Source organism: Chromobacterium sp. IRSSSOUMB001 (genome assembly GCF_023507765.1).
GTDB classification, from domain to species: domain Bacteria; phylum Pseudomonadota; class Gammaproteobacteria; order Burkholderiales; family Chromobacteriaceae; genus Chromobacterium; species Chromobacterium haemolyticum.
The window spans coordinates 201,198-228,159 of the sequence record NZ_JALCYU010000004.1 but is presented as its reverse complement, the minus strand read 5'-3'; the positions used below and the strand labels follow the sequence as shown (position 1 = coordinate 228,159).

22 protein-coding genes and 1 tRNA gene are annotated in these 26,962 nt (G+C 63.7%); 5 read left to right on the top strand and 18 right to left on the bottom strand.

Annotated elements, in window-relative coordinates; translation table 11 throughout:
* Window positions 1-20: 20 nt before the first annotated feature.
* Window positions 21-1,358, top strand: a complete 1,338-nt coding sequence (locus MOV80_RS07090; RefSeq protein WP_019100621.1) for a DEAD/DEAH box helicase — start codon at window positions 21-23, stop codon at window positions 1,356-1,358.
* Window positions 1,359-1,719: 361 nt separating this feature from the next.
* Here MOV80_RS07090 and MOV80_RS07085 read toward each other — a convergent pair.
* Window positions 1,720-1,811, bottom strand: a tRNA-Sec gene (locus MOV80_RS07085).
* Window positions 1,812-2,376: 565 nt separating this feature from the next.
* Between MOV80_RS07085 and MOV80_RS07080 the strand changes: the two genes are divergently transcribed.
* Both MOV80_RS07080 and MOV80_RS07075 read left to right on the top strand, forming a co-directional pair.
* Window positions 2,377-2,877 carry a molybdopterin-dependent oxidoreductase gene (locus tag MOV80_RS07080; protein ID WP_043591213.1) on the top strand — a complete coding sequence of 167 codons (501 nt, stop codon included), beginning with the start codon at window positions 2,377-2,379 and terminating at the stop codon, window positions 2,875-2,877.
* 32 nt (window positions 2,878-2,909) lie between these two features.
* The gene (locus MOV80_RS07075) at window positions 2,910-4,664 is read left to right on the top strand and encodes a HAMP domain-containing sensor histidine kinase (RefSeq protein WP_161784610.1); all 1,755 of its coding nucleotides are present in this window, start codon (window positions 2,910-2,912) and stop codon (window positions 4,662-4,664) included.
* Here the strand turns inward: MOV80_RS07075 and selB are convergent.
* Window positions 4,661-6,544, bottom strand: a complete 1,884-nt coding sequence (gene selB / locus MOV80_RS07070) for a selenocysteine-specific translation elongation factor (protein ID WP_118268314.1) — start codon at window positions 6,542-6,544, stop codon at window positions 4,661-4,663. The genes MOV80_RS07075 and selB overlap by 4 nt on opposite strands.
* A 70-nt stretch (window positions 6,545-6,614) precedes the next feature.
* Window positions 6,615-7,544: a cation diffusion facilitator family transporter gene (locus MOV80_RS07065; protein WP_043591207.1), complete on the bottom strand. Its 930-nt coding sequence runs from the start codon at window positions 7,542-7,544 to the stop codon at window positions 6,615-6,617.
* 166 nt (window positions 7,545-7,710) lie between these two features.
* Between MOV80_RS07065 and MOV80_RS07060 the strand changes: the two genes are divergently transcribed.
* Window positions 7,711-8,043 carry a GlpM family protein gene (locus MOV80_RS07060; protein WP_118268313.1) on the top strand — a complete coding sequence of 111 codons (333 nt, stop codon included), beginning with the start codon at window positions 7,711-7,713 and terminating at the stop codon, window positions 8,041-8,043.
* On the opposite strand, the gene selA is transcribed toward MOV80_RS07060, so the two are convergent.
* Entirely contained in the window at window positions 8,026-9,465 is a 1,440-nt protein-coding gene (gene selA, locus MOV80_RS07055; protein ID WP_240333832.1) for an L-seryl-tRNA(Sec) selenium transferase, read from the bottom strand. The genes MOV80_RS07060 and selA overlap by 18 nt on opposite strands.
* Window positions 9,466-9,511: 46 nt before the next feature.
* Here selA and MOV80_RS07050 point away from each other — a divergent pair, with 46 nt between their 5' ends.
* A complete protein-coding gene (locus MOV80_RS07050; RefSeq protein WP_019100630.1) occupies window positions 9,512-10,501 on the top strand; it encodes a serine/threonine protein kinase in 990 nt (329 codons plus the stop codon).
* 9 nt (window positions 10,502-10,510) lie between these two features.
* Here MOV80_RS07050 and MOV80_RS07045 read toward each other — a convergent pair whose 3' ends face one another.
* The 14 genes from MOV80_RS07045 to fdnG all read right to left on the bottom strand — a co-directional run bounded on the left by MOV80_RS07045 (window position 10,511) and on the right by fdnG (window position 26,899).
* On the bottom strand, window positions 10,511-11,713 hold the full coding sequence (locus tag MOV80_RS07045; RefSeq protein WP_043640049.1) for an EAL domain-containing response regulator: 1,203 nt from the start codon (window positions 11,711-11,713) through the stop codon (window positions 10,511-10,513).
* 13 nt (window positions 11,714-11,726) lie between these two features.
* Window positions 11,727-12,830 (bottom strand): chemotaxis response regulator protein-glutamate methylesterase, encoded by a 1,104-nt coding sequence (locus MOV80_RS07040; RefSeq protein WP_043591196.1) that lies wholly within the window; start codon window positions 12,828-12,830, stop codon window positions 11,727-11,729.
* Window positions 12,827-13,351 (bottom strand): chemotaxis protein CheD, encoded by a 525-nt coding sequence (locus MOV80_RS07035; RefSeq protein ID WP_118268655.1) that lies wholly within the window; start codon window positions 13,349-13,351, stop codon window positions 12,827-12,829. Before MOV80_RS07035 ends, MOV80_RS07040 begins: the two co-directional genes overlap by 4 nt.
* A gap of 75 nt (window positions 13,352-13,426) precedes the next feature.
* Window positions 13,427-15,007 carry a methyl-accepting chemotaxis protein gene (locus MOV80_RS07030; RefSeq protein WP_019103018.1) on the bottom strand — a complete coding sequence of 527 codons (1,581 nt, stop codon included), beginning with the start codon at window positions 15,005-15,007 and terminating at the stop codon, window positions 13,427-13,429.
* A gap of 6 nt (window positions 15,008-15,013) precedes the next feature.
* Entirely contained in the window at window positions 15,014-15,574 is a 561-nt protein-coding gene (locus tag MOV80_RS07025) for a chemotaxis protein CheW (RefSeq protein WP_019103017.1), read from the bottom strand.
* Between the two features lie 13 nt (window positions 15,575-15,587).
* Complete coding sequence (locus tag MOV80_RS07020) at window positions 15,588-17,225, bottom strand: methyl-accepting chemotaxis protein (protein ID WP_019103016.1); 1,638 nt, start codon at window positions 17,223-17,225, stop codon at window positions 15,588-15,590.
* Window positions 17,222-19,516, bottom strand: coding sequence for a chemotaxis protein CheA (locus MOV80_RS07015; RefSeq protein ID WP_118268311.1), 2,295 nt, complete (start codon window positions 19,514-19,516; stop codon window positions 17,222-17,224). Before MOV80_RS07015 ends, MOV80_RS07020 begins: the two co-directional genes overlap by 4 nt.
* Window positions 19,506-19,856, bottom strand: a complete 351-nt coding sequence (locus MOV80_RS07010; protein ID WP_019103014.1) for an STAS domain-containing protein — start codon at window positions 19,854-19,856, stop codon at window positions 19,506-19,508. The genes MOV80_RS07015 and MOV80_RS07010 overlap by 11 nt, the downstream gene beginning before the upstream one ends.
* A gap of 13 nt (window positions 19,857-19,869) precedes the next feature.
* On the bottom strand, window positions 19,870-20,238 hold the full coding sequence (locus MOV80_RS07005) for a response regulator (protein WP_019103013.1): 369 nt from the start codon (window positions 20,236-20,238) through the stop codon (window positions 19,870-19,872).
* Between the two features lie 17 nt (window positions 20,239-20,255).
* Complete coding sequence (locus MOV80_RS07000) at window positions 20,256-21,263, bottom strand: hypothetical protein (RefSeq protein ID WP_019103012.1); 1,008 nt, start codon at window positions 21,261-21,263, stop codon at window positions 20,256-20,258.
* Window positions 21,264-21,411: 148 nt separating this feature from the next.
* Complete coding sequence (fdhE, locus tag MOV80_RS06995) at window positions 21,412-22,338, bottom strand: formate dehydrogenase accessory protein FdhE (RefSeq protein ID WP_043591194.1); 927 nt, start codon at window positions 22,336-22,338, stop codon at window positions 21,412-21,414.
* Window positions 22,335-22,964 (bottom strand): formate dehydrogenase subunit gamma, encoded by a 630-nt coding sequence (locus tag MOV80_RS06990; RefSeq protein ID WP_019103010.1) that lies wholly within the window; start codon window positions 22,962-22,964, stop codon window positions 22,335-22,337. Before MOV80_RS06990 ends, fdhE begins: the two co-directional genes overlap by 4 nt.
* On the bottom strand, window positions 22,961-23,833 hold the full coding sequence (gene fdxH, locus MOV80_RS06985) for a formate dehydrogenase subunit beta (protein ID WP_043591190.1): 873 nt from the start codon (window positions 23,831-23,833) through the stop codon (window positions 22,961-22,963). The genes MOV80_RS06990 and fdxH overlap by 4 nt, the downstream gene beginning before the upstream one ends.
* Window positions 23,834-23,842: 9 nt before the next feature.
* Window positions 23,843-26,899 (bottom strand): formate dehydrogenase-N subunit alpha, encoded by a 3,057-nt coding sequence (fdnG, locus tag MOV80_RS06980; protein WP_249604961.1) that lies wholly within the window; start codon window positions 26,897-26,899, stop codon window positions 23,843-23,845.
* Between the last annotated feature and the right edge of the window lie 63 nt (window positions 26,900-26,962).

Here is a 26,962-nt window from a genome sequence, read left to right as displayed (position 1 = left end):
GTTTTGCAGGAGTGTTGTCCATGCTGTTTTCCGAACTCGGGCTGTCGCCCGAGATTCTGCGCGCCATCGAAGAACAGGGCTATTCCCAGCCCACCCCGATTCAGGAAAAGGCGATCCCTCTGGTCTTGTCGAGCCGCGATTTGCTGGCCGCCGCCCAAACCGGCACCGGCAAAACCGCGGCCTTCATGCTGCCCATTCTGGAGCGCCTGAAGAAATACGCCAATACCAGCGTGTCCCCGGCGATGCATCCGCTGCGTGCCCTGGTGTTGTCTCCTACCCGCGAATTGGCGGATCAGATCGGCGTCAACGTCAAGAGCTACACCAAATACCTGCCTCTGCGCGCCACCACGGTGTTTGGCGGCGTCAATATGGACCCGCAAACTCAGGAACTGCGCCGCGGCGTGGAAATCCTGATCGCCACGCCGGGCCGCCTGCTAGACCACATCCAGCAAAAAACCGTTCAATTGAACAAGGTGGAAGTGCTGGTGCTGGACGAAGGCGACCGCATGCTGGATATGGGCTTTATTCAGGACATCCGCAAGATCATGGGGATGCTGCCCAAAGAGCGTCAGACCCTATTGTTCTCCGCCACTTTTGCGCCGGAGATCAAACGGCTGGCCGCTGACTTCATGAAGTCGCCGCAAACGGTGGAGGTCGCGCGTCAAAACGCCACCAACGATCAGGTCGAGCAGATTGTTTACTCGGTGGATGCCTTCAAAAAGCGCCATCTGTTGACGCATCTGATCAAATCTCGCGAGATGAGCCAGGTCATCGTGTTTTGCAAGACCAAGCTCAGCGCCGACCGTCTGGCGCGTGAACTGCAGCGCGACGGCCTGCAAGCCGAAGCCATTCACGGCGACAAGGCTCAGGGCGCGCGTCTGGAAACGTTGGCGGGGTTCAAGGAAGGCAAACTGCGCATATTGGTGGCCACCGATGTCGCCGCTCGCGGCCTGGATGTGACGGAGTTGCCCTATGTGGTCAACTTCGAGCTGCCGAACGCCCCGGAAGATTATGTGCACCGGATTGGCCGTACCGGCCGCGCCGGCGCCAAGGGCGTGGCGATTTCGTTAATGTCCCCGGAAGAAACCCGTCAGCACGAGTCTATCGAGAAGCTGACCAAGCAGACGTTGACGCCGCAGATCGTCGACGGTTTCCGCCCTTCCTGGCTGACGCGCCCCAGTGAGCGCGAACGGGAGCGTGAGCGCTTGCCGGCGCCGTCCAAGCCGGAAGCTTCGGTTCTGGCCGGTTCGACCGAGGGTGTGAAGAGACCTTTGAGCGGCCGTCGTAGCCGCAAGGCGAAGCGGGAGGTGCCGGCCTTGCTGCTGCCGCCGCGCTATAAGGTGGAAATCATTCGCTGATTTGGCGAACACACATGGAACGGCCCTGCATGGGGCCGTTTTTTTATGGGCGTCGCCGGCACTTCCCGTTGTCGGCGGGGTCGGACTTCAGGGTGAACGGCTAGGTAAAGAGAGGGAGAGCGATGCGGGTGAAATGGCGGTATATCGGCATGGGCGGGGTGATGCTGGGCATCGGCGCGGCGGCGGGAGCGACGACGATGCTTCCATCCGCTTCGCGGAACACTGAGGCCAAGCCCGTGGCGGCATCTGTGATGCTGGCGGAGGCGCAGCGGCTGGAGCGCCTGCGCGCGCTGGTGAAACAGCATGCGATCCAATGCCATTGCTCGCTATGCCTGGGGCGGGATGTTGGCGGAGCGAACGGCGGAAGAGAACAGGAGTCGAACCTGCCCGGGACCGCTGGCGGCCCCATCTGATTTTGAAGACCAGCCGCCCCACCGGGGACGAGTCTCTTCCAGAGTGCGAACGGACTATTGGCCCGCTGGCGTCAAGCCGACGCCAGCGGGCATTATATCGCGGAATCGCGATAAGCCAATTTTATGCCTTATAAATAAAATGAATTTCTAGACAGAGCCTCATGCCATTAGAATGGATGGCCCGCTGCAATGCGCCGCAAGAGCGCGCGGGTCATTCCGTCTACTGAGAATAAAGGAAATCAGTATGAAGCACCTTCTGTCTTTGTTTACCCAGCTTTGCCATGTCGCGGGACGTCCGGGGCTGCGTCGCGGCAAATGAGCCTATCGCCGGCGAGGCCGGCGGAGCAATGCGAAAGCGGCCCTGAAGGGCCGCTTTCGCATTGAGCGCCGCGAGCGCCGCCTACTGTCCCATGGTACTGGTCCGGATAGGGGCGGATGGTTTTTTGTCGGGCAGCTTGATATATTGGCCAGAAATATTTTAATGGCATTTTTGTTCTAATTAGATTTAATTGTTTTGCTTGCAAAATCAAAGTTCAAATGTCATGAGCCCGGCGCCGAAAGACGTCGGACGACGGGCACGGGATGAGCAGGGTTGGGAGCGTGGCATGGGGAAGAGCTGGAAGGCGGTCTTGGGCGGAATGGCGCTGGCGTGTTGCATGGCCGCGCTGCATGCCGAACCGGGGCCAGTGGTGTTGACGGTGTCGGGCAAGATCAGCCAGTTCACTAATAAAGAAAAGAATGTGTACGAGTTCCGCGAGCAGGATTTGCAGAACTTGAAGCAGCATTCGGTGGTGACCAGGACCAGCTGGACGCCGCAATCGGTGTTCAGCGGACCGCTGATGCGGGACATCCTGGCCAAGGTGGGCGCCAGCGGCCAGAAGGTGAAACTGCGCGCGCTGAACGACTACGTGTACTGGATAGACCGCCGCGAATTCTACGACTTCGACGTCGTGCTGGCCCGCTCGGTCAACAACAAGCCTTTGGACATCACCAACCGCGGGCCGCTTTGGCTGATGTATCCACTGGACCAAATGCCGGAGGATAAGAAAGGGCCGGTGATGGACGCCAAGCTGGTATGGCAAATCAATCGCCTGGTGGTGTTTTGATGCCGGCCGGTCAGGAGGGCTCGGGACGAGCGATGAACAAATCGATGCTGTCCGGCTGGAAGGGGATTCCGGCGCTGGCCTTGCTTGGCTTTTTGTTGCTCGCCATCGGCGTTTACATGGCGATCGAGCGTTATGTGCCGGCGCGCGGCTTTGAGGGGCGCAGCGAAGATTTGTACTGGTCGGTGGCGCAGATGCAGCTTGAGCTTGAGAAAGCCCGCGCGGACCTGTTGAGGTTGAAGGCGGGGGAAGTCCCCGAGTCGCAAGTGCAATTTCGCTTGGCGGTGGCCAACAGCCGTTTCCTCGATTTCGTCACTCCATCCAAGATGCAGGAGATGCTGAGCCGCGTGGACGGCTTCAAGGGCACCGCCAGCCTGTTGCAGGATTTCTTCGAGGACGAGAATATTCTGCATCCCAGCCTAAGGACCGCGCAGCAGAATATAGACCGCATCGACAGCATCAGGCCTTCGCTGGCGGAGTTCGCGGTTCAGGCGCGCGTGGCCGAGGTGTCGTCCCGCGACGCGCGCAATAAGGATTTGCGGCACAACCAGCAGTTGGTCGCTTCGCTGTGGTTCGCGCTGGGCGGTATTTGCATGGTGATTTTCGTGCTCTTGTACCGCTATCAGGGCGCGCGTCGCGACGCCGCCGCCCGTCAGCAACTATTGGAACAAGAGCGTGAGGCGCATAAGGCCACGGTGAACGCGGAACTGGACCGCACCACCTTCCTCGCCACGCTGAGCCACGAGATCCGCTCGCCGCTGCAGACCATGCAGGTATGCGTGGAGCTGATCGAGCCCGACATTGATCCGGCAGGAAAGGCGGCCAAGGCGGTGGGGCGCTTGAAAACCTGCATGGCGCATCTGATGACCCAGGTACGGGACATCATGGACATCTCCGCGATCAAAAACATGCAGTTCCGCTTGCATATCAGCGATGTGGATGTGGCGGCGGCGCTGAACGAGGTGATCGACGTGCATCGCGCTCAGCTGGATGGCAAGGGCCTGGGCCTGCATGTGCGGCTGGGCGAGTTGCCGCCGAAGGTGAGGTTGGACGGAGACCGTTTACGGCAGATAGTCGGGAATCTGCTGACCAACGCCATTCGTTACACGGATCACGGGACGGTTACTGTTGAGGCCGGTGTGGACGCCGCCGATGGCCGCAATATTTTGGATATCCGGGTGATAGATACCGGCATCGGCGTGCCTGAGGAGTTTCAATCTCGCATTTTCCAGCCGTTTTTCCAGGGGCATGCGCGTCGAGTGGGCAGCAGCGGGCTGGGCTTGGCGGTGGTCAAGGAGCTGGTGTCGCTGCTGGGCGGCGAGTTGGAGCTGAAGAGCGTGGTAGGCGTCGGCTCCGAATTCATCGTCCGTTTGCCGATTGTGGTGCCCGACCAACTGCCGGGGCCGGAGCGCTCGGTGTTGGTGGTGGACGACGACAAGAATATCCGAGAGCCATTTTCAGATTGTCTGCAGATGAACGGTTACGCGGTGTCCACCGCCAGCTCGGTGGCGGAAGCTTGTCAAAAGCTGCAGCAGGCGAGCTTCAACGTGGTGTTGTTGGACATGCAGCTGGGTAATGAGAGCGGTTATTCAGTGGCGGAAGCGCTGAAGCGCAGCGTGCGCCACCGTGGCGTGAAAATCATCGCGATGACGGCGTATCCGGAAGAGTACGCGGACCCGCGCGCCGCTTGGTTCGCCGCGCGTCTGGAGAAGCCGTTTGACATCAGCCGGCTGCGCGCGGTGCTGGGCCGGGCCTTGGAGTCGCCGCCAGGCCCCGGGCATGCCGGCTAGTCGAACAGCCGGGCTTCGCGCAGAAGGTGTTTGTCGCCCAAGCGACGGGTAAAACCGCAGCGGTCGAAGTATTCCAGGATCTGAATCGCCAGTTTGCGGCCGCAGCCCAACTGATCGCGGAAGTTGGCGGCGTCGGCGTAGCCGACGTCTTGGTTCAGGTTTCGAACGATGGCCGCCATGCCGCGTATGGTCGCGCTGGAGCAATAGCGGTCCCGCACCACGGCGTGGACATGACTTAGTCGTGCGGCTTTGCGCAGCAAGGCGCGCGCCTGTTCTTCTTCCAGGCTGGCAGCCGTTGCCAGATCCCGTACCCAGTGCGCTTGGTTCTCCTCGGCGAAAGCCGGTTCCAATCGCCGCCACTGCGCGGTTTCTTCTGCGCTGAAAGCCAGCACGTGCTCGGGCAGGTGCAGCCAGCCGCGGGTGTTGGCCAGCCTCCCTTCCGCCAGCAACTGATCAATCATCAAGTTGACCGCCGCCTCGCTTTCCTGCGGCAGCGCCAGCCGGCGCGCGCGGCCGCGGCTGGCGCCCAGTTGATCCGGTTGCTGAAGATGCAGCGCCGCCAGTCGTTGCAGCAGTTGTTCTAGCAAACTTACCCAGTGTTCCGGCGCATAAGCATGTTGGCCGGCGATGCGTAGCGGCGCGGCGCGCAGCAGTTCCGCCAGGCCGGTTTCGTTTAATTGCCGGTCCCAGGCCAGATCGGGCAGGGAAACCGCTTGCCGGCTGAGGCGGAGCCGCAGATTCTCGACATCCTCCATTCCCGCCGCGGCCAGGGCGCGCAGATAGGCCAGCCGTTCGTCGTGTCGCTTGCCGCGGGTGGGCGGTTGCCGCTCCAACACCGTGGCGCAGGCCAGCGTGTGCTGCGCGCCGGCGTCTCGTAGGATTATCCGGTCGCCGTCGGCCAGGTGGAGCGGACGGTCCAGGCTCAGTTCCGCCAACCCCTCGTCGCCGGAATGGAGCTGCGGGCGTTCCAGTAGCGCCACCCGGCCGGTACAGTGGCTGGCGGCGTGATGGATGTGCACGGGCTGCCAATGGCGCAGCGTGGCGTGAAGCGCCGGAGCCAGGCGCAAGCGGACGCTGACGCGGGTGCTCGGTGCCGGGGCCGCTTGCGCCAGCAGCCAGTCGCCGCGCTGAATCTGTTGTTTTTCGACGTCGCCTGCCAGGTTGAGCGCGATGCGCTGCCCCGCCTGGCCTTGCCGCGCCGGCTGGTTTTGCACATGCAGGCCGCGTACGCGGACCGGAACGTCCTTGCCGCTCAGCCATAGCGTGTCGCCTATGCTGACGCGGCCGCCCCAAGCCGTGCCAGTTACCACAAGGCCGGCGCCGCCTATGGTGAAGGCGCGGTCTATCGCCAGACGGAAGCGCCGTTCCGTGCCAGCCGCGTCACCGCGCTGTTGCAGCATTTGCCGCCGTAAAGCATCGACGCCGACGCCGGTGCGCGCGGAAACCGGGAGCAGCGCTGTCGCTTGCAGGCCGTGCTCCGTCAGCGTCTGTCGCACCGCGCTCATGACGCGTTCCAGTGCTTCCGGGCCGACCAGATCGCTTTTGCTGACGGCCACGGTCAGGCTGTCCAGTTGCAGCAATTGCAGAATGGCGAGGTGTTCGCGGGTTTGCGGCATCACGCCGTCGTCGGCTGCGATGACCAGCAGGGCGTGGCGCACGCCGCCTACGCCGGCCAGCATATTGCCGAGGAAGCGTTCATGGCCGGGCACGTCGATGAAACCGATCGCGCCGCCGTCTGGCGTGGGCAAATAGGCATAGCCCAGATCTATGGTCATGCCGCGTTTTTTTTCTTCCGGCAGACGGTCGGCGTCGGTGCCGGTCAGGGCGTGCAGCAGGGTGGTTTTGCCGTGGTCTACGTGTCCAGCGGTGGCGATAATCATGGCGGGCGAAGCTGAAGGGGGAAAAGGCCAAGTATCGCCAGAAACGGCGGGCTTGGCCATGGGGCCTCGCTCAGCTTGCGGGCGCGGCGTCCGGAAGGTAGTGCCCGACGGGATCGATATGGATCAGCACGTCCAGCACCGGGTGGAGCTCCAGCACATGGTGGCGCGCGGCCTCTGAGATGGCGTGGGCTTGTTCCACGCTGATGGCGCCGTCTACTTCCAGATGCACATCCACTTGGATCAGATCGCCCATCTTGCGAGTGCGCAGGTCATGCACGCCGTGGATGCCGGGGGTGGCCAGCAGGGTCTGGCGGATGGCGGCGACGGCGTCGTCGTCGGCGGCGCGATCCATCAGGTCATGCATTGCGTCCCAGCCGAAGCGCCAGCCCATGCGGGCGACCAGCAGGCCCACCAGTAGCGCGGCTACCGGGTCCAGCAGAGGGTAGCCCATCAGGTTGCCGATAATGCCCAGCGCCACCACGAGCGAGGAGGCCGCGTCGGAGCGCGCGTGCCAGGCATTGGCCACCAGCATGCTGGAGCGCACGCGTTTTGCCACCGCCAGCATGTAGCGGAATAGCGCCTCTTTGACCACCAGGGCCAGCAGAGCCACCCACAAGGCGACGACATGGACGGTGGGGATGGAGGCGGGGTCGTGGAATTTAGCGGCGGCGTTGTACAGCATGCCCAGGCCGACGCCCAGCAACAGCAAGCCCAGAACCAGCGAGGCGGCGTTCTCGTAGCGGTGGTGGCCGTAGTGGTGATCGTTGTCCGGCGCTTTGTGGCTGTGTTTGCCGGCCAGCAAGACGACGAAGTCGGCGATCAGGTCGGACAGCGAGTGCAGGCCATCGGCGATCAAGGCGGAGGAGTGCGCCAGGGCGCCCACCACGATCTGGGTGGTGGAGAGAATCAGGTTGACCGCGACGCTGACGAGCGTGCTGATGCGGCCGGCGCGGCGTTTTTCTACGCTGTCGCCGTCGATGGCGTGATGAGTGTGGGCCATGGCAGTGCAGTCCGGCAGTGGGTGGGATATCGCTATTATCGCACACTGACTATTAATTTTAAAAAATTGATTGTTTTTATTAATGAGAATGAGAACAAGAATGAACCTCAGCCGTTGGCTGGACGGCTTGTGACACAATCGTGGTTTTCCGCGGGCGGGTAAGGAAATGGCTTTATTGTTGAAAAGCGTCTTGGGCGCGCTGGCGGTCTTGTTGATCAGCGTGTTGGCCAGGTCCAGGAATTACTATATCGCCGGCCTGGTGCCGCTGTTTCCCACCTTCGCGCTGATTGCGCACTATATCGTGGGCAGCGAGCGCGGCGTGGCCGAGTTGAAAACCACCTTGCTGTTCGGCATGGCTTCGCTGCTGCCTTATTTTATTTATTTGTTGGCTTTGTATTGGCTGATCGACCGTTGGCGCTTGGGCGCGGCCTTGCTGGGCGCGGCGGCATGCTGGACCATGGCCGCCGGCGTTTTGGTGTGGCTATGGACGCGCCAATGAGCCCAGGTTGTCGATAAAGCCGGTTTCATCCTCCAGGCAGCGCAGGTCCAGCCATAACCGGCCGTCGGCCAAGCGGCCGATCACCGGCCGCGGCAGCGCGCGCAGCGCTTCGGCCAGCCGTTCCAGCGTGCCGCCTCGGCCGTCGGCGGGCGAAACCGCCAGCGCCCAGCTGGGCAAGCGGTCCACCGGCAGCGAGCCGCTGCCGATCTGGGACAGGCAGGCGGCGTCCTCTACCAGATAGTCCGTTCCCAGCGCGGCGGCCAGCGGGGCGCGCAGGCGCTCGGCGCTGGCGCGCATCGTTGTTTGCGGGCGGGTCAGCAGGCGCAGCGTCGGCAGGGTTTCGGGCAGCCGGTCCGGTTCCAGATAAAGCCGCAGCGTGGCTTCCAACGCCGCGAGCGTCATTTTGTCGCAGCGCAGCGCGCGTTTGAGCGGGTGTTGCTGAATCTTGTCTATCCATTCGCGCTTGCCGATGATCAGGCCGGCCTGCGGCCCGCCCAGCAGCTTGTCGCCGGAGAAGCTGACCAAGTCCACGCCGGCGGCGATCATCTGCTGCGGCATCGGCTCGTGAGGCAGGCCGTGGGCGGCCAGGTCGATCAGCGCGCCGGAGCCCAGATCGGTGGCCACCGGCAGGCCGCGTTCGCGCGCCAGTTCGGCCAGTTCCGCCTCCGCCACGCTGCTGGCGAAGCCCTGAATCGCGTAATTGCTGGTGTGGACCTTGAGCAGGAGGCCGGTTTCCGCCGTGATCGCGTTGCGATAGTCCTTCAGGTGAGTGCGGTTGGTGGCGCCCACTTCCACCAGCCGGCAGCCAGCCTGGCGCATCACGTCCGGCATGCGGAAGGCGCCGCCTATCTCCACCATCTCGCCGCGGGACAGAATGACCTCGCGGCCGGCGGCCACGGTGGATAGCATGATGAGCACCGCTGCCGCATTATTGTTGACCACGCAGGCGGCTTCGGCGCCGGTGAGTTCGCGCAATAGTTCGCTGACCGCCTGGTCGCGGTGGCCGCGGCCGGCGCCTTGCAGGTCGAATTCCAGCGTGGCGGCTTCGCGCATCGCCGCGGTCACTGCATCCACCGCGGTCTCGGCCATCGGCGCGCGGCCCAGATTGGTGTGCAAGACGGTGCCGGACAGGTTGAACACCGGGCGCATCCGCATGCGCTGGCGTTCGGCGACTCGATCGCCTACGGCGGCGGCCAGGCTGTCGTCGCTGGCGGCCCAGGGCGGCAGCGCGTGCTGTTCGCGTATGGTCCGGCGCGCTTGCTCCAGCGTCTGGCGCACGGCTTCGGCCAGCGCGGCGTTGCCGTGGCGGCCCAGCAGGCGGGACAGACGGTCGTGGCTCAGCAGGCGGTCTACGGAGGGCAGGCGGGTATACAGGTTTTTCAGGTCCATGGAAGCTTCCGGCGCGACGTCAGATTCCTTCATTTTACCCGCTTACGCTCGAGAGCTGCCGGCTGCGTATAATGCCTGGATGCAGACACATCAAACGCCTCCCTTCGCCGGTCTCACGCCGGACGCCATTCTCGACGCAGTGGACAGCCTGGGTCTTTACAGCTCCGGCAGCCTGCTGGCGCTGAACAGCTATGAGAACCGGGTTTATCAGATCGGCATCGACGACGCCGCGCCGCTGGTGGCCAAGTTTTACCGGCCGGAGCGCTGGAGCGACGAGCAGATACTGGAGGAGCACGCGTTTTCGCTGGAGCTGGCGGAACGAGAGATCCCGGTGGTGCCGCCGTTGGCTTTCAACGGCGCGACGCTGCACCATCACGGCGGTTTCCGCTTCGCCTTGTTTCCTCGCCGCGGAGGCCGGGTGCCTGAGCTGGGCGACGCGCGAACCTTGGAGTGGATAGGCCGTTTCCTTGGGCGCATTCACGCCTTGGGCCGGGTGGAGGGCTACGAGCGGCGGCCGGCTTTGGACGCGGACAGCTTCGGCCGCGAGCCGGCGGACTATCTATTACAACACGCGGACTTGCCGCCGGAACTGCGCGAAGTCTTCCGCGGCGTGCTGGAGCAGGCGCTGGCCGGGGTCGACCGCGCCTACCAGCGCGCCGGCGCGGTGAGCGCGCTGCGGCTGCACGGCGATTGCCATGTCGGGAATATGCTGTGGACCGACGACGGCCCGCATTTCGTCGACTTCGACGACAGCCGCATGGGGCCGGCGGTGCAGGATTTGTGGATGTTGCTGTCCGGCAGCCGCGAGGAGCAGTCGGCGCAACTGGCCGAGGTGCTGGCCGGCTACGAGGATTTCTGCGAGTTCGATCTGCGCGAGCTGCATCTGCTGGAGGCGCTGCGCACCTTGCGCTTGATCCATTACAGCGCCTGGCTGGCTCGGCGTTGGCATGATCCGGCCTTTCCGGTCGCCTTCCCCTGGTTCAACAGCCAGCGTTATTGGGAGGAGCAGATTCTGACCTTGCGCGAGCAGATCGCGCTGTTGGACGAGCCGCCGTTGTGGTCTGCCTGAGCGTGGGGTTCAGCCGGTGCTGGCCTCCTTATGCTGCTGCATTCTTTCCTTGACCCAGCTTTCAAAATGGGGAGCGTCCATCGGCTTGGCGATGAAATAGCCCTGGCCCATCAGGCAACCGCGGTTGCCCATGAAGTCGAGATCGGTGGTGGTTTCTATGCCCTCGGCCACGGTAGTCAGTTGCATGCGTTGCGCCAGTTCGATCACGCTGTTGAGTACGGCTTCCAGGTGCGGCTTGGTGGACACCGAGGTGACCAGCGATTGATCGATTTTCAGTTCGGTGAACGGGAAGCGGGTCAGTTGCTGCAAGGTGGCGAAGCCGGTGCCGAAGTCGTCGATGGACAGGCCCAGGCCGCCCAGCCGCAGCCGGGCGGCGATGCCGATGGCCTCGGCCAGGTTGTCGGCGATCGCGGTCTCGGTCACTTCGAAGATGATGAAGCGCGGCGGCACATGGGTGCTAAGCAGCCGCTGCTCGATCTGCTGTGTCAGGTCGTCGCCCTTCAGCGACAGCGCCGACAGATTGACCGATAGCGGCAGCCGCAGCCCGCGACGCGCCCATTCCTGCCATTGCTTCAGGCCTTGGTCCAGCATGCTGAGCGTCAGTTCGGTGGCCCAGCCGCTGGCTTCCACCACCGGGATGAAGCGGGCGGGCGAGACGATGCCGAGCTCCGGGTGCTGCCAGCGCGCCAGCATTTCCGCGCCTTTGAGCAAGCCGCCGTTGAGGGTGACCTTGGGCTGGTAGTAGGGAATGATCTCGCCCTTGTCCAGGGCCTCGCGCACCTCCACCTCGCTGAACAGTTCGGCATGGTGTTCGTCGCTGCCCTTGGGCGTCCAGACCCGTTTGAGCAGGTCCAGCAGCTCGGGCTGGCGCAGCGGCTTCTTTAAGCCGCCCAGCACCGGCAGCCCAAGCTCCCGCCCCATCAGCTCCACGGTGGAGATCAACAGATAGTCTTTGCTGGAAGTGACCACCAGCGGCGCGGTCAGCCCCTCTTTGGCCATGTGTTGCATCACTTGCACGCCGTCCAGTTTGGGCATTTCCAAATCCAGCAGGATCAGGCTGGGCAGCTGCTCGCGCATCCGCTCCAGACCTTCCTCGCCGTTGGCGGCCTGGCGGATCTGCTGCGCGCCCAGGCCTTGGCAGATCTCGCAGCCGTGCTGGCGTTGCAAGGTGCTGTCGTCAATGATCAGGACGTCCTGGATATCCAGTTGCATGGTGTTTCCTCGTTCAGCGGCAAATCGCCTTGGCGATGGTGTCCAGCGACATCACTTCGTCGGCCGCGCCCAGGCGGATCGCTTCCTTGGGCATGCCGAACACGACACAGCTTTCCTCGTCTTGGGCGATGGTCTTGGCGCCGCAGTCGTGCATTTCCTTCAAGCCCTTGGCGCCGTCGTCTCCCATGCCGGTCATGATGATGCCCAGCGCGTTTTTGCCGGCGAACTTGGCGGCGGAGCGGAACAGCACGTCCACCGACGGCTTGTGGCGGCTGACCAGCGGTCCATCCACCACTTCCACCAGATAGAAGGCGCCGCTGCGTTTGATCATCATGTGCTTGCCGCCGGGGGCGATCAGCGCGCGGCCCGGCAGGATTCGGTCGCCGTTGCTGGCTTCCTTGACTTCGATCTGGGACAGGCTGTCCAGCCGCTCAGCGAAAGAGCGGGTGAATTTTTCCGGCATGTGCTGGACGATGGCGAGGCCGGGGCAGGTGCGCGGCAAAGCGGTGAGGACGGTTTCCAAGGCCTGGGTGCCGCCAGTGGAGGTGCCCACGGCAATGATGCGTTCCGTGGTGGCGAACATATTGCCGCCGGTGGGCGCGGACAGGATGGCGTCGGCGGACAGCTTGGGCCGGGTTTCCAGCGGGTTGGGTGTTGGCGCCGGGCCGCCAGAGGGCGCTCCGCCGCCGGCGGAGGGCATCACCCGCACTCGGTTCATTCGGGCGGCGGCGGCGCTGCGCACCGCATGCACCAGTTGGCTGGCGCTCTCTTCGAGAAAGCCCTTGACCCCGGCCATGGGTTTGGCGATCACCTCCACCGCGCCGGCGGCCATCGCCTGCATGCTGATGTCGGTGCCTTTCTGCGTCAGCGACGAGCAGATCACCACCGGCGTTGGTCGGCTGGCCATCAACTGTTTGAGAAAGGTAATGCCGTCCATGCGGGGCATCTCGATGTCCAGCACGATGACGTCCGGCCATTGCTGTTTCATTTTTTCCATCGCGGCGATGGGGTCGGTGGCCACATCCATCACCGTCATGCCGGTTGCCTGGCTGAAAACCTGGCTCAGCACTTGGCGAACCACTGCAGAGTCGTCCACGATCAGCACTTTGATAGTCATGCCCGAGTCCTTGCCTTATGGTGTGCGGAAATCCTGCTCATGTCCGCGTCTTGCGTCTGTTTTACCCACACATCGCCCGTGGCCAGATCGAACATCACCAACCGCGGGCTGTTGCCGCCCAAATCCTCCGCATGCACGGATAGCCCGAGTTGCTTGACCAACTGGTAGGCCATGTCGATATTGCGCGACGGCACGTCGTGCGGCTGATCGCGCTCGACGCCGGCCAGCACTGCGGCTCCGCCCACCAGCTTGGCGTGGAATTCCTGCAAGGGCAGTCCGGAGTTCAGCACCTCGTGCAGCATCAACAGCATGGCTTCGTCGCCGTAGCGGCCCGACAGTGTCGATGCCCTGCGGTCGGTGCGCCGAGCCAGCAGGTAGTGGCACATCCCTCCGATTTTGGCTTTGGGATGCCACAGCGTGATCGAGACGCAGGAACCTAGCAGCGTGCGGACCTTGTGGTGCTTGTCGCCGAAGTACCAATCGCCGGGATGCAGGAAAATATCGACGTCTTGTTTTGTCATTACCAGGGCCTTTGTGCCGAAGGTGGCCAAGCGACCGGTTCATTCGTTTTAATGTAGATCAGTTGCCGCGCCGTTTCAGGGTGGATTCGACGCGCTCCCCGTCTCCGCGCTTGTCTCCTGAATCAGAAAGTAAGCGATTTGCTGTTGCAGACGCGCCGCCTGTTTGTGCACTTCGGCGGCGGTGGCCGCCAGCGCTTCGCTGTTGGAGGTGTTGCGCTGGGACACCTCGCCCAGGTGCTCCATCGCGTCGCGGACTTGGGATATGCCGCGCGCCTCTTCCCGGCTGGCGGCGCTGATGCCGCCCACCAGTTCCGCGGTGGCCGCGCTGCGTTCCAGAATGCCGGACAGCGCGCGCGCGGCCTGACGCGCTTCATGGCGGCTGTGCCGGGCCAGTTCGCTGATTTCCCGGGCGGCGTGATGGCTGCGTTCGGCCAGCTTGCGCACGTCGCCGGCCACCACGGCGAAACCATGGCCGTGCCGGCCGGCGGTGGCGGCCTCTATGGCGGCGTTGAGCGCCAGCAAATTGGTTTGGTAGGCGATGTCTTCGACGGTTGCGATGCGTTCGGCAATCTGTTCCAGCGCGTTTTCCGCGGTCTGCACCGCTTGTTTGCCGTCAGCCACCTGGCGCGCGGCGTCGTGCGCGGCGGCGTTGGTCAGTTCGGCCTGAGCCAGGTTGCCTTGGCTGACTTCGTGCATTTGAGCGCAGGATTGGGCGGTGGCGCTAACGCTGAGCGCGGCGGCCCAGCTGTTTTGCGCCAGCGCCTCGGCGGTGGCTCGGATTTCGCGGGCGCTGTCGGCCAATTGGTCGGCGTTGTGACGCACGTCTTGGATGATGTCGCTCAGGTGGCGGCTGCTGTATTCCAAGGTGGAGTGCACGCTGCGGCGCGTTCCCGCGGGCAGCTTGCCGCCGCGCCATAGCCGGCCGGCGGCCATTTCGCGCATGCGTTCGGCCAGCTCGTCGGGCTCCGCGCCCAGGATGCGCCACAGGTTGCGGTGAATGGCCCAAGCCAGCAGGAGGCCGGCCAGCGCGCTGCCTCCGGCCAGCGTCAGCAACAGCGTTTTCAATTCCCGGCCGCGGCTCTCCGCTTGCAGGGCGGCTTGTTGCTGCAAGGCGTGGGTTTCGGTCCGCAGCCTCCGCAAGGCGGCCAGGAAATTGGGCGTAGCGTGGCCCAGGACTTTGCGCGCTTCGTATTTTTGGTTGGCGGCGGCCTGGCGCATCGCCTGGTCCAACTGGATGAAGGCCTCTATGCGGCGATTTTGCAGTTGCCGCAGGGCCTGTTGCAGGCTGGCCCGGCCCGGCGCTTGTTGCCGGGCGATGCCGTCGGCCAGACGCTGTTCCAGCTCCAGGTAGCGGTTGCGCGCGCTCAAATAGCGTTCGCGCCAGGTGTCGATGTCGCGGCGGGAGGAGACGATGATCAGCGAGCGGTAGTCGATGCGCATTTCCTGGATCTGGACCTGCATGCGGTCGCTGAGCCGGGCGTGGCGGCCATAGACTTGGGTGATCTCCTCCAATTGAACATGGAATTGCTCCAGGCCGTACAGCCCCGCGCCAATCAAGGCCAGCAGCAGAAACAGCAGCGCGCCGAAGCCCAGTTTCAACTGCCGGGAGACGGACAGAAAACTTGGGCCGGGCGCGGAGGCGAAGTGGGCCGGCATGGCCGCTCAGGCCTTTTCCGTTTGGGTTTCCGCTGCGGTTTCCTGCTGGCCCAGGCTGGAGATCAGGGCCATTTCATCGACCGACAGCACTTTGTTGACATTGAGCAGCACGATGAAGTGGCCGTCCAGCTTGGCCATGCCGGCAATGAAGTCGACGCGGATCTTGCTGCCGAACTGGGGCGGAGGCTCGATGTCTGCGTCGGGAATGGCCAGCACTTCGTGCACCGCGTCCACCAGAATGCCGATCAACTGCAGCTGGTCCTCTCCTTCAACCTCGATGATGACGACGCAGGTGCGGCGATTGATTTCGGTTTCGCCTCGTGCGAAGCGCAACGACAGGTCTATTACCGGCACCACCGAGCCGCGCAAATTCATCACGCCGCGAATGAAGGGCGGCATCAGCGGCACATGGGTGGGTTTCAAATATTCCAGGATTTCACGTATTGCCAGGATGCCGATGGCGAAGACGTCGCCGCCCAGCTGGAAGGTCAGGTATTGGCGTGCGTCGGTCTGCCCTTCGGCGGAGACGGCGTTGTCGTGTTTGCGCTGCAGATGGAGCGGTTTCATGGCGCTAGTCCGGTTAGAAACGGATGAAGTCGGACTCTTCCGCCAGCGGCGGGTGCAGCGGTTTGTGCTGCAGCACGGACTCGCGCCGCGCGCGCGGCGCGGGGTGGAAGGATTCGGCGGCGCCCAGCTTGAAGTAGCCCATCAATTCGTGAAGATGTTCGGCCTGGTCGTTCATTTCCTCGGCGGTGGAGGCCAGTTCTTCGCTGGCGGACGCGTTCTGCTGCGTGGTCAGGCTCAGTTGCTGGATGGCGGAGTTGATCTGGCTGACGCCGCTGGCCTGTTCATTGGAGGCGGCTGCGATTTCCTGCACCAGATCGGCGGTGCGGCTGCTGGAGCGGACGATTTCCTCCAGGAACTGGCCGGCCTGCTCGGCCAGCTTGACGCTGCTGCCGGCCACGCCGCTGATTTCCTGAGCGGCGATCTGGCTGCGCTCGGCCAGCTTGCGCACTTCGGCGGCCACCACGGCGAAGCCCTTGCCGTGCTCGCCGGCGCGCGCGGCTTCGATGGCGGCGTTGAGCGCCAGCAGATTGGTTTGGTAGGCGATGTCGTCGACGATGCCGATCTTATCGGCGATCTGACGCATCGCCTCTACGGTGCGGCGTACCGCCTCGCCGCCCTCGGCCGCCTCGCGCGAGGCCTTGGTGGCGATGCTCTCGGTGACGCGGGCGTTGTCGTTGGTCTGGCTGATGGACGAGGACATCTCTTCCACGGAGGCCGATGTCTCCTCAATGCCGGCGGCCTGTTCGCTGGCGGCCTGGGACAGCGCCTGGGAGGTGGAGTTGATCTGCTGCGCGGCGCTGGACAGCGCCTCGGAGCCGCTCTTGACCTCGGCGATGATGTTGCGCATCCGCTCTATGGTGACGGCGATGGCGGCGCACAGGCTGTTTTGGTCGCCCGGCCGCAACCGGATTTCCGCGTCCAGATTGCCGTCGGCCACCTGACGCATCACTTCGGACACGTAGTGCGGTTCGCCGCCCAGAGTGCGCAGCAGGTTGCGGGTGATCAGGGTGGCGAGGCCGGCGCTGATCAAGGTGGCCAGCAAGGACAGCGCTATCATCACCCAGTGGGCTTGCTGATAGCTGGCGTCGGCCTGATTGGCCAGTTGGTCGTTGAGTTTGTCTTCCAGGTCCGCCAGCGCGGTCAGTTGCTGGTTGAAGGCGATCATTTGCGGAGCGATCTCGTTCTGCATCAATTTCTTGGCCTCATCCTGGCGGCCCTGGTTGGCTAGATCCACCGCCTTGTCCACCAGGGCCAGCGTGGCGGGGCGCATATTCTGGATGCGGCTCATCTGCTCCAGTTCTTGTGGGGTGTTGTTGCTGGCTTGCCGGAACACTTCGGCCAGCTTCTTTTCCCGGTCCATATAGATGATTTTGGCCGCTTGATAGGCTTGCAGCGCGTTGTTGATGTCGGCAGGCCCCTCCGCCAGCATCACGTTGCGGTAGGCAATCCGGATGTCCTGATTGTCGCTGATCAATTGGCGCGCCAGCCGGCTTTCCACATTGTTGATCTGGGTGATGTCGCGCAGGGCGATATTGCTGATTTCCAGCCCGTACAACGCCGCGCTGACGCAGATCAGCATCAGCGCGATGATCAGGCCGAAACCCAGCCCGAGCTTCTGCGCGATGGACATGCCGTGTTTGTATTGGCTCATTGGGCGCTCCTATCCGTTTTCGCCGCGGTGTTTGTCGTGCCAGCGTCCCATTCCCGGGCGGGAAGCAGCGCGTACCGCTCCGCCTCTTTTTGGGTGGCATGGTGGATCAGGGCGGGCACGTCGAGAATCAAGGCGACTTCGCCTGTGCCCAAGATGGTGGAGCCGCTGATGGCCTTGAGATGGCGGAACAGATTGCCCAGCGGCTTGATCACCGTCTGGAATTCGCCCAGCAGGGCATCCACCACCAGACCAGCTTTGCGATCGCCGTAGTGGACCACCACCACGTTGCGGCGTTTGGCCGGGACGGACGGCAGATCCAGGAAGCTGTCCAGGCGCAGCAGCGGCAGCAACTCGCCGCGCAGATTCAGGCAGTCGTGAACGCTGTCTTTGTCCAGGGCGGCGGGTAGTTCTATGCATTCGATCACCGCTTCCAGCGGCACCACGAAGGTGGCGGCGGCCACTTCCACCAGGAAGCCGTCGATGATGGCCAGCGTCAGCGGCAGCCGGATGCGGAAGGTGGTGCCGAGCCCGAGTTCTGATTCGATGTCTATGGTGCCGCGCAGCTGCTCTATGCTTTTTCTCACCACGTCCATGCCGACGCCTCGGCCGGAGATGTTGGTGACCTGGTCCGCGGTGGAGAAGCCCGCCTCGAAGATCAGCCGGAACACGTCCTGCTCCGGCAGCGCGGAGTCGGCGGGAACCAAGCCGCGTTCCACCGCCTTGGCCAGGATGCGCTCTTGGTTGAGGCCGCCGCCGTCGTCGGCCACTTCGATCACGATGCTGCCGGACTCATGGTAGGCGTTGAGCCAGACATGCCCTTCGGCCGGTTTGCCGCTGGCGAGCCGGCGCTCCGTGGTTTCGATGCCGTGGTCTATGGCGTTGCGCACGATGTGCATCAGCGGGTCGCCCAGTTTTTCCACCATGGATTTGTCCAGCTCGGTTTCCGCGCCGGAGATGTGCAGCTGGATGTCCTTGCCCAGTTCGCGGGAGACATCGCGCGCCACGCGCGGGAAGCGGCTGAAGATTTCGCCGATCTGGATCATGCGCATGGACAGCGTTCCGGCGCGGATCTGTTCGATCAGGTTGGCGATGGTTTGAGTGGCCTCCACCAGCGCGCTTTGCTGAGAACGGCGCGCCACCAGGTTGGCGGCGGCGCCGGCGATCACCAGTTCGCCTATCAGGTTGATCAGGCTGTCCAGCTTGCCAGCCTCCACCTTGATGAATTTGCTTTCAGCCTGCTTGCCGCTTTTGGCGTCGCCGGAGGTCTTGACGCCGGCGCGGGCTGCCGGGGCCTCCTGGGCCGCGTCGACGAGCAAAACAGGATCGAGGTCCGCGGTGGAATGTTCCTCCTGCGCCAATTCCACGACTTCCGCCTGCGGCGTTTCCACCTCCATCGCGAAGGACTCGTCGGGCGCGGCTTCCGGCTCGGCGGTCTCGGGTTCCAGGCCAAAGCGCAGCCATACCGCCAGCACCGCCTCGGCCTCCTCCGGCGCGGCGCTGGCCAGCGTCTGCGCTTGTTGTCGCGAAGTGGGCGGCCACGGCCAAATATGGACCTCGCTGTCTTCGCGGGCGAATTCGAAGACATCCAGCAGCGTCTGCTGTTCTTCCTGGCTGCGGTACAGCGCCTCCAGGCGCAGATAGTTGGTTTCCGGATTGAAGGCGTCGCCGGCCGGCAGTTGGGTGGTGACGGCTTCGATCCGATCGATCTCGCCGATGGTGGCGAGATAGCGGATGAAGGAAGACGGGTCCATGCCGTTGCGCAACATGTCCGGGCCGAAGCGCAGCGACAGCAGCCACTGCTCCGGCTTTTGCGCGTCGGGCGCGGCCGGAGGTTCGGATGGGGCCGCTGCTGGCGGCGCTTCCGGGGGCGGGGTTGTTTCCGCCGCATCCTGAGCCGCGGCGCCGCCGGCCGCGCGGTTGTAGGCGATCAGTTCGTCCAGCAGTTCGGTGTCGGCGAAGCGCTCCAGGCTGTCCTTGGCCGCCAGCGCGGTGAGCATCTCCTTGACGTGGTCGTGGCAGCGCAGCAGCAGGCCGGTCAGCATATCGTCCAGCCGCAGGGCGCCGTCGCGCAGCAGGTCCAGCACGTTTTCCACTTCATGGGTGAAGCCGACGACGATGTCCAGACCAAACAGCCCGGCGGAACCCTTGATGGTGTGCATGGAGCGGAACAGGGCGTTCAGCTGTTCCGTGGTGGTGGAGTCGGCCTCCGCGTCCAGCAGGATGCTTTCCATCTCCCCCAGCAGATCGTTGGACTCTTCGAAGAAGGTTTGCAGCGCCAGTTCAAGATCCATGCGCGGCCTCTTCCAATGAGAGCTCGCCTTGCAGGCCGACGAGTCGTATGAAGTCCTGAGAGGCCGGGCTGGGGGCGATGAAGCGCAACGCGACGCCCTTGCGCAGGCTTTCCCGGCGCAGCCACAGCAGCACCTGGGCGATGGCGCAGTCCAGTTCTCCGACACAGGACATATCCAGCTCGATGGCGGCGTGGCCGGTCAGGGCTGCGTGAAGCTGCTGATGCAGTTCCGCCGCCTGGTAAATGGTTTGTTCTCCGCTGAGCGTCAGTTGGAAAACGTCGGCGGACAGTGTGGCGGGCGCGCCGTCTCGGGCGTCTGATTTTTTGCGGGTGCGCGGCATGTCGGGCTCCCGTTCAGGGCAGGATCAATTTGGAAACGGCGGTTAACAGCACCGGCGGCTGAAATGGTTTGACCACCCAGGCTTTGGCGCCGGCGGCCTTGCCTTCCTGCTTCTTTTCCTCGGAGGATTCCGTGGTCAGCATGATCACCGGAGTGAATTTGTAATTAGGATGGACCTTGATATTGCGCAGCAAGGCGATGCCGTCCATCAGCGGCATGTTCACATCGGAGACGATCAGATGGACTTTGCGTCCGTCCAGCACATCCAGCGCCTCCTGGCCGTTGCCGGCCTCCAGCACCTCATAGCCCGCGCCGGCAAGCGTCATGCGCACCACCTGTCGCAGGCTGGCCGAATCATCGACGATGAGTATGGTTTTGGCCATCGGAAGCGTTCCCCGGATCAAAAAAAGGTGATGTTGTTTTGGTTATTGCCCGATTCAGTCTTGTCGCTGCTGTGCAGGACGCGCTGCTCATGGGTGGTATAGCTGTTTTTCAAGGCCTCTAGCCAGGCTGCCGTGTCCGGCGGCGTCGGCCGCTGTTCGGTATCGATCAGCGCCTGGCTGAAGACGCTTTCCAGCCGGCGCATGTCGTTTTGCACTCCGCTGAGGATTTGATCCACCCTATCCTGGAATTGCAGTTGCACCAGAATATCTTCCAGCGCCTGCTGCAAGGATTGAGACTGAGCGGCCTCTTCGTCCTGCATGGCTTCTTTATCCTGGGCGGCCGGGTCGGCGGGGTTTAGCGGCGCATGCGGCCGCAGCGGCTCGTGCGCCATCTGCGCCAGGCTGTCCATCGCCTTGTCGATCTGGTTTTGCAAGCGGGACAGTTGCTCCAGCGTATCGCTGCCCAGTTGTTCCATGCTTTGCTCGCCGTCCAGCTGGCGGCCGCTGATCAGACTACGCACCAGGTTTTGCAGGGTATTGGCCGATTGGCCCAGTGTGTGCAGATGGATGGCGAGGTCGGTTTGCTGCCGGGTGGCGTTTTGCAAGAGCTGCAGCATGTGCTTGAGCCGGCTTTCCGCTTGCGCCAGCGCCGCTTGGTCGGTGTGCTCGCCGGGTTTGGGCACCGCGCCGCCGACTTGGCGCAAGATGCCGTCAAAGCGCAGGGTCAACCGATTGGCGGCGTCGTCCATTTGTTCCTTGCCCAAGGAGATGTGGCCGGCCCACAGCGGGAGCAAGGCGCAAACATGGCTGGCGAAGCCTTGCCAGTAGGCGTCGGGGTTCGGCGTCTGCTCCGCGGCGTCGACCGGAGAGGGCCAGCTCAGTGCCAGCGCCAGCGCGGCGGAGCTGAGCGCCAGCCCGGCCCAGAGCAGGGCATGCCCCCAAAACAGCCAGCACAAGACGCCGCCATTGATGGCCAGACCCAGCAGCAGGCGGTTTCTTGGCGTCAGAGGCGGGAGCAGAGCCATGTCGATTAACCGGAATAGAAAAAAGTCATACCTTTTTTGTAGTTGTTGGTTTTTTCTTATGCAAACGGCCGGCGCGGCCAAGCCGCTTGCTTAGGCAATAAAAAAGCCTCCGTGAAGGAGGCTGGCAGGGTGGAAACAGAAGCGCTTCTCAGCCGGGGAACAGCAGCGGATTCACCCCGCTGCGGGCAAAGCCGCGCTGCTCCAGCTGCTGATCCAGCGCCAGCGAGGCCAGGTCATCGGCTGCCGGCTCGGCGTTCAGGTCCTTGTCCAGCGCCAGGATCTTCAGGTAGCTGCCGCAGTCGCCGCAGCTTTCGCCTCGCACCGCGGCCTGCTGGCTGTCGCCTTGCTCCAGCGACCAGTAGCCGATGTCGCGCGTGGCTTCGCAATTGCTGCACTTGGCGCGCACCAGATGCCATTCGCTCTCGCACAGGCTGCAATGCAGATAGCGCAGGCCGGACTCGTTGCCGAGGCGCACCACGCTGGCCACCGGCGGCATCGCGCACACCGGGCACAGATGGCGGGCGTCGTCCGGTTCGGCCACCGCCGTCACCTGCAACTGCGCGGCCAGCTGGCTGAAGTAGACCGACAGCGCCGCCCACAGCAAGGGCGCGCGCGCCGAGCCAACCGCGGCGAAATCGCCGTCGAGCAGCGCGCGGGCGGCGCTTTCCAGCGCCGCGTCGTTCGCTTGTTCCAACTCGCGCGCTACTTCGCCGGCGGGGCCGGGCAGGGCGGCTAGCTCCGCGCACAGCGCGCGCAGCAGATCGCGCCAGACCGGATCGCGCGGCCAGGCGGCGGCGCCCAGCGGCGGCAGGCCGTGCTCGGCGCAATGATGGAAGTAGTCGCCGCGCGGCGGCAGCGTCACCGGCTGTTCGCGCACCAAGCGGTGCTGCGCGGCGGCGACGCGGGCGGCGAATGCCAGATAGGCCGCCATCGGGTGGCCGTCGGCCAGCGTTGTCAGGCGCTGGCTGCGGGCCAGATAACGTTCGGCGGGCTGGGGCAGCAACAACGGCGGGATCTCTCCCGCCGTGGTTTGCAGCCGGCCAGCCTCGTCCAGAGGGACGATGCGTATGCTCATGGCTTGTTCTTGTCTCCGGTCATTTCACGATACCAACGCGGATGATGCTTCTTGGCCCAGGCGTGGGTGACCACGCCTTCCACCATCGCCCGTATCGTGCCGCGCACCCAGATGGCGGCGTAGACGTGGACGATGATGCCGGCGATCAGGATCAGCGCGCTCCAGGCGTGCAGGAGCAGCGCCACGCGTATCACCGGGATGGGGAAGTACATCGCGAAGTACGGCCGCCACATGATGAAGCCGGTGCACACCAGCACCAGCATGCAGCCGGTCATTAGCCAGAACATGCCTTTTTGGCCGCCGTTGTACTTGCCGATGTCGCCGACCTCATGACCGGACAGCACCGACTTCACCGCCATCATCCACTTCACGTCTTCCTTGTCCAGGAAGTTGTGATGCCAGTAACGCAGGAACTGGCGCGCGAAGCCGAGGAACATCAGCACCCCGACGAAGGGATGGATGATGCGCGCCAGCTGCGGCGTGCCGAACACGCCGGTCAGCCAGAAGAAGGCCGGGTAAAAGAAGGCCAGGCCGGAAATCGCCAACAGCACGAAGCACACCGCCACGATCCAGTGGTTGACGCGTTCCGCCGCGCTGTAGCGCTTGATCAGCTTTTCCTTGCTCATGCCTGTTCCTCCTCTTCCTCTTCCGCCTTATTGGGGCCGACGCCGATGTAGTGGAAGAAGCCGAATAAGACCGAAGCCGCCAGGCCGATGGTGGACAGCGGCTTGAGGATGCCCTTCCACAGGCTGACCACCGGGCTGATCTTGGGATCCTTGGCCAGGCCGGAATACAGCTCCGGCTTGTCGGCGTGGTGCAGCACGTACATCACGTGAGTGCCGCCCACGCCTTCCGGATCGTACAGCCCGGCGTTGGCGTAGCCGCGGGTCTTCAGCTCTTCCACCCGCTCGTGCGCGTAGGTCTGCATATCGGACTTGGTGCCGAAGCGGATGGCTCCGGTGGGACAGGTCTTCACGCAGGCCGGCTCCTGGCCCACCATCACCCGGTCGGAGCACAAGGTGCATTTATACGCCTTGTTGTCCTTCTGATTGATGCGCGGGACGTTGAACGGACAGCCGGAGATGCAATAGCCGCAGCCGATGCAGTGCTCGGACTGAAAGTCCACGATGCCGTTGGCGTACTGGATGATGGCACCCGGCGACGGACAGGCCTTCAGACAGCCCGGATCGGCGCAGTGCATGCAGCCGTCCTTGCGGATCAGCCACTCCAGCTTGCCGCTTTCTTCCACCTCGCTGTAGCGCATCACCGTCCAGCTGTGGGCGGTGAGATCGGCCGGGTTGTCGTAGACGCCGACGTTGCTGCCCACTTCGTCGCGGATGTCGTTCCACTCCGAGCAGGCCACCTGGCAGGCCTTGCAGCCGATGCAGGTGGACACGTCGATCAGCTTGGCCACCTCGGCCTTGTAATCGCGCACCACCGGCGGCTGGGTGGGGCTGGCGGAGCGGCGCTGGATATCTTGCGATTGCAGTGACATGGTCGCTCCTTATACTTTCTCGACGTTGACCAGGAAGGACTTGAATTCCGGGGTCTGGGTGTTGGCGTCGCCGACAAACGGCGTCAGCGTGTTGGCGCTGAAGCCTTTCTTGGCCACTCCTTCATAACCCCAGTGAATCGGAATCCCGACCTGGTGCACCGTCTTGCCGCCCGACTGCAGCGCGCGGATGCGCTTGGTCACCACCGCCTTGGCCTTGATATAGCCGCGCTTGGACGACACTTTCACCGTGTCGCCGTGGGCGATGCCTTTCTCCTTGGCCAGCGCCTCGCCGATTTCCACGAACTGCTCCGGCTGGGCGATCGCGTTCAGCCGCGCGTGCTTGGTCCAGCCGTGGAAGTGCTCGGTCAGCCGGTAAGTGGTGGCCGCGTACGGGAAGGCGTCGTGCTTGCCCATCTGTTCGCGGTCCGCGGCGAACACCCGCGCAGCCGGATTGGACACCACCTTGGGATGCAGCGGGTTGGTGCCCAGCGGCGTTTCGAACGGCTCGTAGTGCTCGGGGAACGGGCCTTCCGCCATCTTGTCGAGCGCGAACAGCCGCCCCAGGCCCTCGGCCTGCATGATGAAGGGGCCCATGGCGCTGCCGGGCGGCTCGTCGGCCTTGAAGTCAGGCACGTCCACGCCCACCCATTTTTCGCCGTTCCACTTGATCAGCGTCCGCTTCTTGTCCCACGGCGTGCCGTCCGGCTTACAGGAAGCGCGGTTGTACAGCACGCGGCGGTTGGCCGGCCACGCCCAGGCCCAGCCCAGAGTGTTGCCCAGCCCGGACGGGTCGCTGTTGTCGCGGCGCGCCATCTGGTTGCCGGCCTGGGTCCAGCTGCCGGCGAAAATCCAACAGCCGGACGCGGTGCTGCCGTCCGCCTGCATCAGGGCGAAGCCGGACAGCAGCTCGCCTTTCCTGGCCAGGAACTGTCCCGGGTTCTTTGGATCCGGGATGTCCGCCAGCGCCTTGCCGTTGAGCTCCTTGGCCAGTTCTTCCGGCTTGGGCTCGTGCGGGTTGCCGTAAGCCCAGGACAGGCTCATGATGGCCTCGGCGTTCTTGCCGCCATCCTTGGCGTACTGCGCCTTCAGGCGGGTGAAGATGCCGGCCAGGATTTCCGCGTCGGTGATGGCTTCGCCCGGCGCGTCCGCGCCTTTCCAGTGCCATTGCAGCCAGCGGCCGGAGTTGACCACCGCGCCGTCTTCCTCGGCGAAACAGGTGGTGGGCAGGCGGAACACCTCGGTCTGGATCTCCGCGGTCTTCACATCGTTCTGTTCGCCGTGGTTTTTCCAGAAGGTGGAGGTGTCGGTGGCCAGCGGGTCCATGATCACCAAGTACTTCAGCTTGGAGAGCGAAGACACCACCTTGTTCTTGTCCGGGAAAGCCAGTACCGGGTTGAAGCCCTGACAGAAATAGCCGTTGATCTTGCCCTGGTGCATCAGCTCGAAGTACTGCAGCACGTCGTAGCTCTTGTCCCACTTGGGCAGCCAGTCATAGCCCCACTGGTTGTCGGCGGTGGCCTTGTCGCCCCACATCGCCTTCATCAGCGAGATGAAGAACTTGGGATAGTTCTGCCAGTAGTTCATCTGCCCGTCGGCCAGCGGCTTGCTGGTGTACTTGGCCAGATAGGCCTCCAGCGTGGGCTCTTTCTCCGAGGGCATGTTCAGATAGCCCGGCAAGCTGGTGGACAGCAGGCCGATATCGGTCAGACCCTGGATGTTGGAGTGGCCGCGCAAGGCGTTGACCCCGCCGCCGGCCATGCCCATATTGCCCAGCAGCAGCTGGATCATCGCCATGGTGCGGATGTTCTGCGAACCGATGGAGTGCTGCGTCCAGCCCAGCGCGTACAGGAAGGAGGTGGTCTTGTCGTGGGCGCCGGTTTCCGCCAGGTATTCGCATACCTTGAGGAAGGCGTCCTTGGGTGTGCCGCACAGGGTTTCCACCATTTCCGGCGTATAGCGGGCCACGTGGTCGCGCATCAGATTGATTACGCAGCGCGGGTCGGACAGGGTGTCGTCGCGCTTGGCCATGCCCTTGTCGTCCAGCTGGTAAGTCCAGGTGGATTTGTCGTAGCTGTGCTTCTCCGCGTTGTAGCCGGAGAACAGGCCATCGTCGAACTTGAAGTCCGGGTTCACCAAGAGCGCGGCATTGGTGTAGGCCAGCGTGTATTCCTTATTGTACTTGCCGGTTTGCAGCAGGTAGCGGATCACGCCGGACAGGAACGCAATGTCCGTGCCGGTGCGGATGGGGGCGTAATAATCCGCCACCGAGGCCGTGCGGGTGAAGCGCGGATCAATGACGATCAGCTTCGCCTTGTTGCGGGTCTTGGCTTCAATCGCCCAGCGGAAACCCACCGGGTGCGCCTCGGCCGCATTGCCGCCCATGACGACAATGAGGTTGGCGTTCTTGATGTCGACCCAATGGTTTGTCATGGCACCGCGACCAAATGTTGGGGCAAGACTTGCCACCGTTGGTCCGTGTCATACACGCGCCTGGTTGTCGACCGCCAGCAGCCCCAGGCTGCGGGTGAATTTGTGGGTGAGCCAGCCGGCCTCGTTGCTGGACGCGGATGCGGCCAGGAAGCCCGTGGTCAGCCAACGGTTGACGGTGACGCCATCGGCGTTTTTCTCGACAAAGTTGGCGTCGCGGTCGCGCTTCATGTGGGCGGCGATGCGCTCGAAGGCTTCGTCCCAGCTGATGCGTTTGAATTCGTTGGAGCCCGCTTCGCGCACTTCGGGGTAGCGTAGGCGGTTGGGGCTGTGGATGAAGTCGATCAGGCCGGCGCCCTTGGGACAGAGCGCGCCGCGATTGACCGGGTGGTCCGGATCGCCTTCAATGTGGAAAATATCGGCTTTGGCGTTCTTGGCGCCGTCGCCCAGGCTGTACATCAAGATGCCACAGCCCACCGAACAGTATGGACAGGTATTCCGGGTTTCCGTCGCGCGCATCAATTTATAGCTGCGCGTGTCGGCCAGCGCGGTTTCGGGCATGAAGCCCAGGGTCGCGATGGTGGTGCCTGCCATGCCGCCGGCGCAGAGCTTGAAAAACTGCCGTCTGCTGACTTGCATGGGTTTGTCTCCTTGGTATGAACCTGGCGCCCTTGACCCACCAAGGGCGCATTGCTCACTCAC

Bases quoted from the DNA above. Each gene is read 5' to 3' on its own strand.
- MOV80_RS07090 (WP_019100621.1), top strand. From the start codon at position 21: ATGCTGTTTTCCGAACTCGGGCTGTCGCCCGAGATTCTGCGCGCCATC.
- selB (WP_118268314.1), bottom strand. From the start codon at position 6,544: ATGATTATCGCCACCGCTGGACACGTAGACCACGGCAAAACCACCCTG.
- MOV80_RS07015 (WP_118268311.1), bottom strand. From the start codon at position 19,516: ATGGATCTTGAACTGGCGCTGCAAACCTTCTTCGAAGAGTCCAACGAT.
- MOV80_RS07020 (WP_019103016.1), bottom strand. From the start codon at position 17,225: ATGAGCCAATACAAACACGGCATGTCCATCGCGCAGAAGCTCGGGCTG.
- MOV80_RS07010 (WP_019103014.1), bottom strand. From the start codon at position 19,856: ATGCCGCGCACCCGCAAAAAATCAGACGCCCGAGACGGCGCGCCCGCC.
- MOV80_RS07005 (WP_019103013.1), bottom strand. From the start codon at position 20,238: ATGGCCAAAACCATACTCATCGTCGATGATTCGGCCAGCCTGCGACAG.
- MOV80_RS07040 (WP_043591196.1), bottom strand. From the start codon at position 12,830: ATGACTATCAAAGTGCTGATCGTGGACGACTCTGCAGTGGTTCGCCAA.
- MOV80_RS07030 (WP_019103018.1), bottom strand. From the start codon at position 15,007: ATGCCGGCCCACTTCGCCTCCGCGCCCGGCCCAAGTTTTCTGTCCGTC.
- fdhE (WP_043591194.1), bottom strand. From the start codon at position 22,338: ATGAGCATACGCATCGTCCCTCTGGACGAGGCTGGCCGGCTGCAAACC.
- MOV80_RS07000 (WP_019103012.1), bottom strand. From the start codon at position 21,263: ATGGCTCTGCTCCCGCCTCTGACGCCAAGAAACCGCCTGCTGCTGGGT.
- MOV80_RS07065 (WP_043591207.1), bottom strand. From the start codon at position 7,544: ATGGCCCACACTCATCACGCCATCGACGGCGACAGCGTAGAAAAACGC.
- MOV80_RS07075 (WP_161784610.1), top strand. From the start codon at position 2,910: ATGAACAAATCGATGCTGTCCGGCTGGAAGGGGATTCCGGCGCTGGCC.
- MOV80_RS07035 (WP_118268655.1), bottom strand. From the start codon at position 13,351: ATGACAAAACAAGACGTCGATATTTTCCTGCATCCCGGCGATTGGTAC.
- MOV80_RS06990 (WP_019103010.1), bottom strand. From the start codon at position 22,964: ATGAGCAAGGAAAAGCTGATCAAGCGCTACAGCGCGGCGGAACGCGTC.
- selA (WP_240333832.1), bottom strand. From the start codon at position 9,465: ATGAAGGAATCTGACGTCGCGCCGGAAGCTTCCATGGACCTGAAAAAC.
- fdxH (WP_043591190.1), bottom strand. From the start codon at position 23,833: ATGTCACTGCAATCGCAAGATATCCAGCGCCGCTCCGCCAGCCCCACC.
- MOV80_RS07060 (WP_118268313.1), top strand. From the start codon at position 7,711: ATGGCTTTATTGTTGAAAAGCGTCTTGGGCGCGCTGGCGGTCTTGTTG.
- MOV80_RS07045 (WP_043640049.1), bottom strand. From the start codon at position 11,713: ATGCAACTGGATATCCAGGACGTCCTGATCATTGACGACAGCACCTTG.
- MOV80_RS07025 (WP_019103017.1), bottom strand. From the start codon at position 15,574: ATGAAACCGCTCCATCTGCAGCGCAAACACGACAACGCCGTCTCCGCC.
- MOV80_RS07050 (WP_019100630.1), top strand. From the start codon at position 9,512: ATGCAGACACATCAAACGCCTCCCTTCGCCGGTCTCACGCCGGACGCC.
- MOV80_RS07080 (WP_043591213.1), top strand. From the start codon at position 2,377: ATGGGGAAGAGCTGGAAGGCGGTCTTGGGCGGAATGGCGCTGGCGTGT.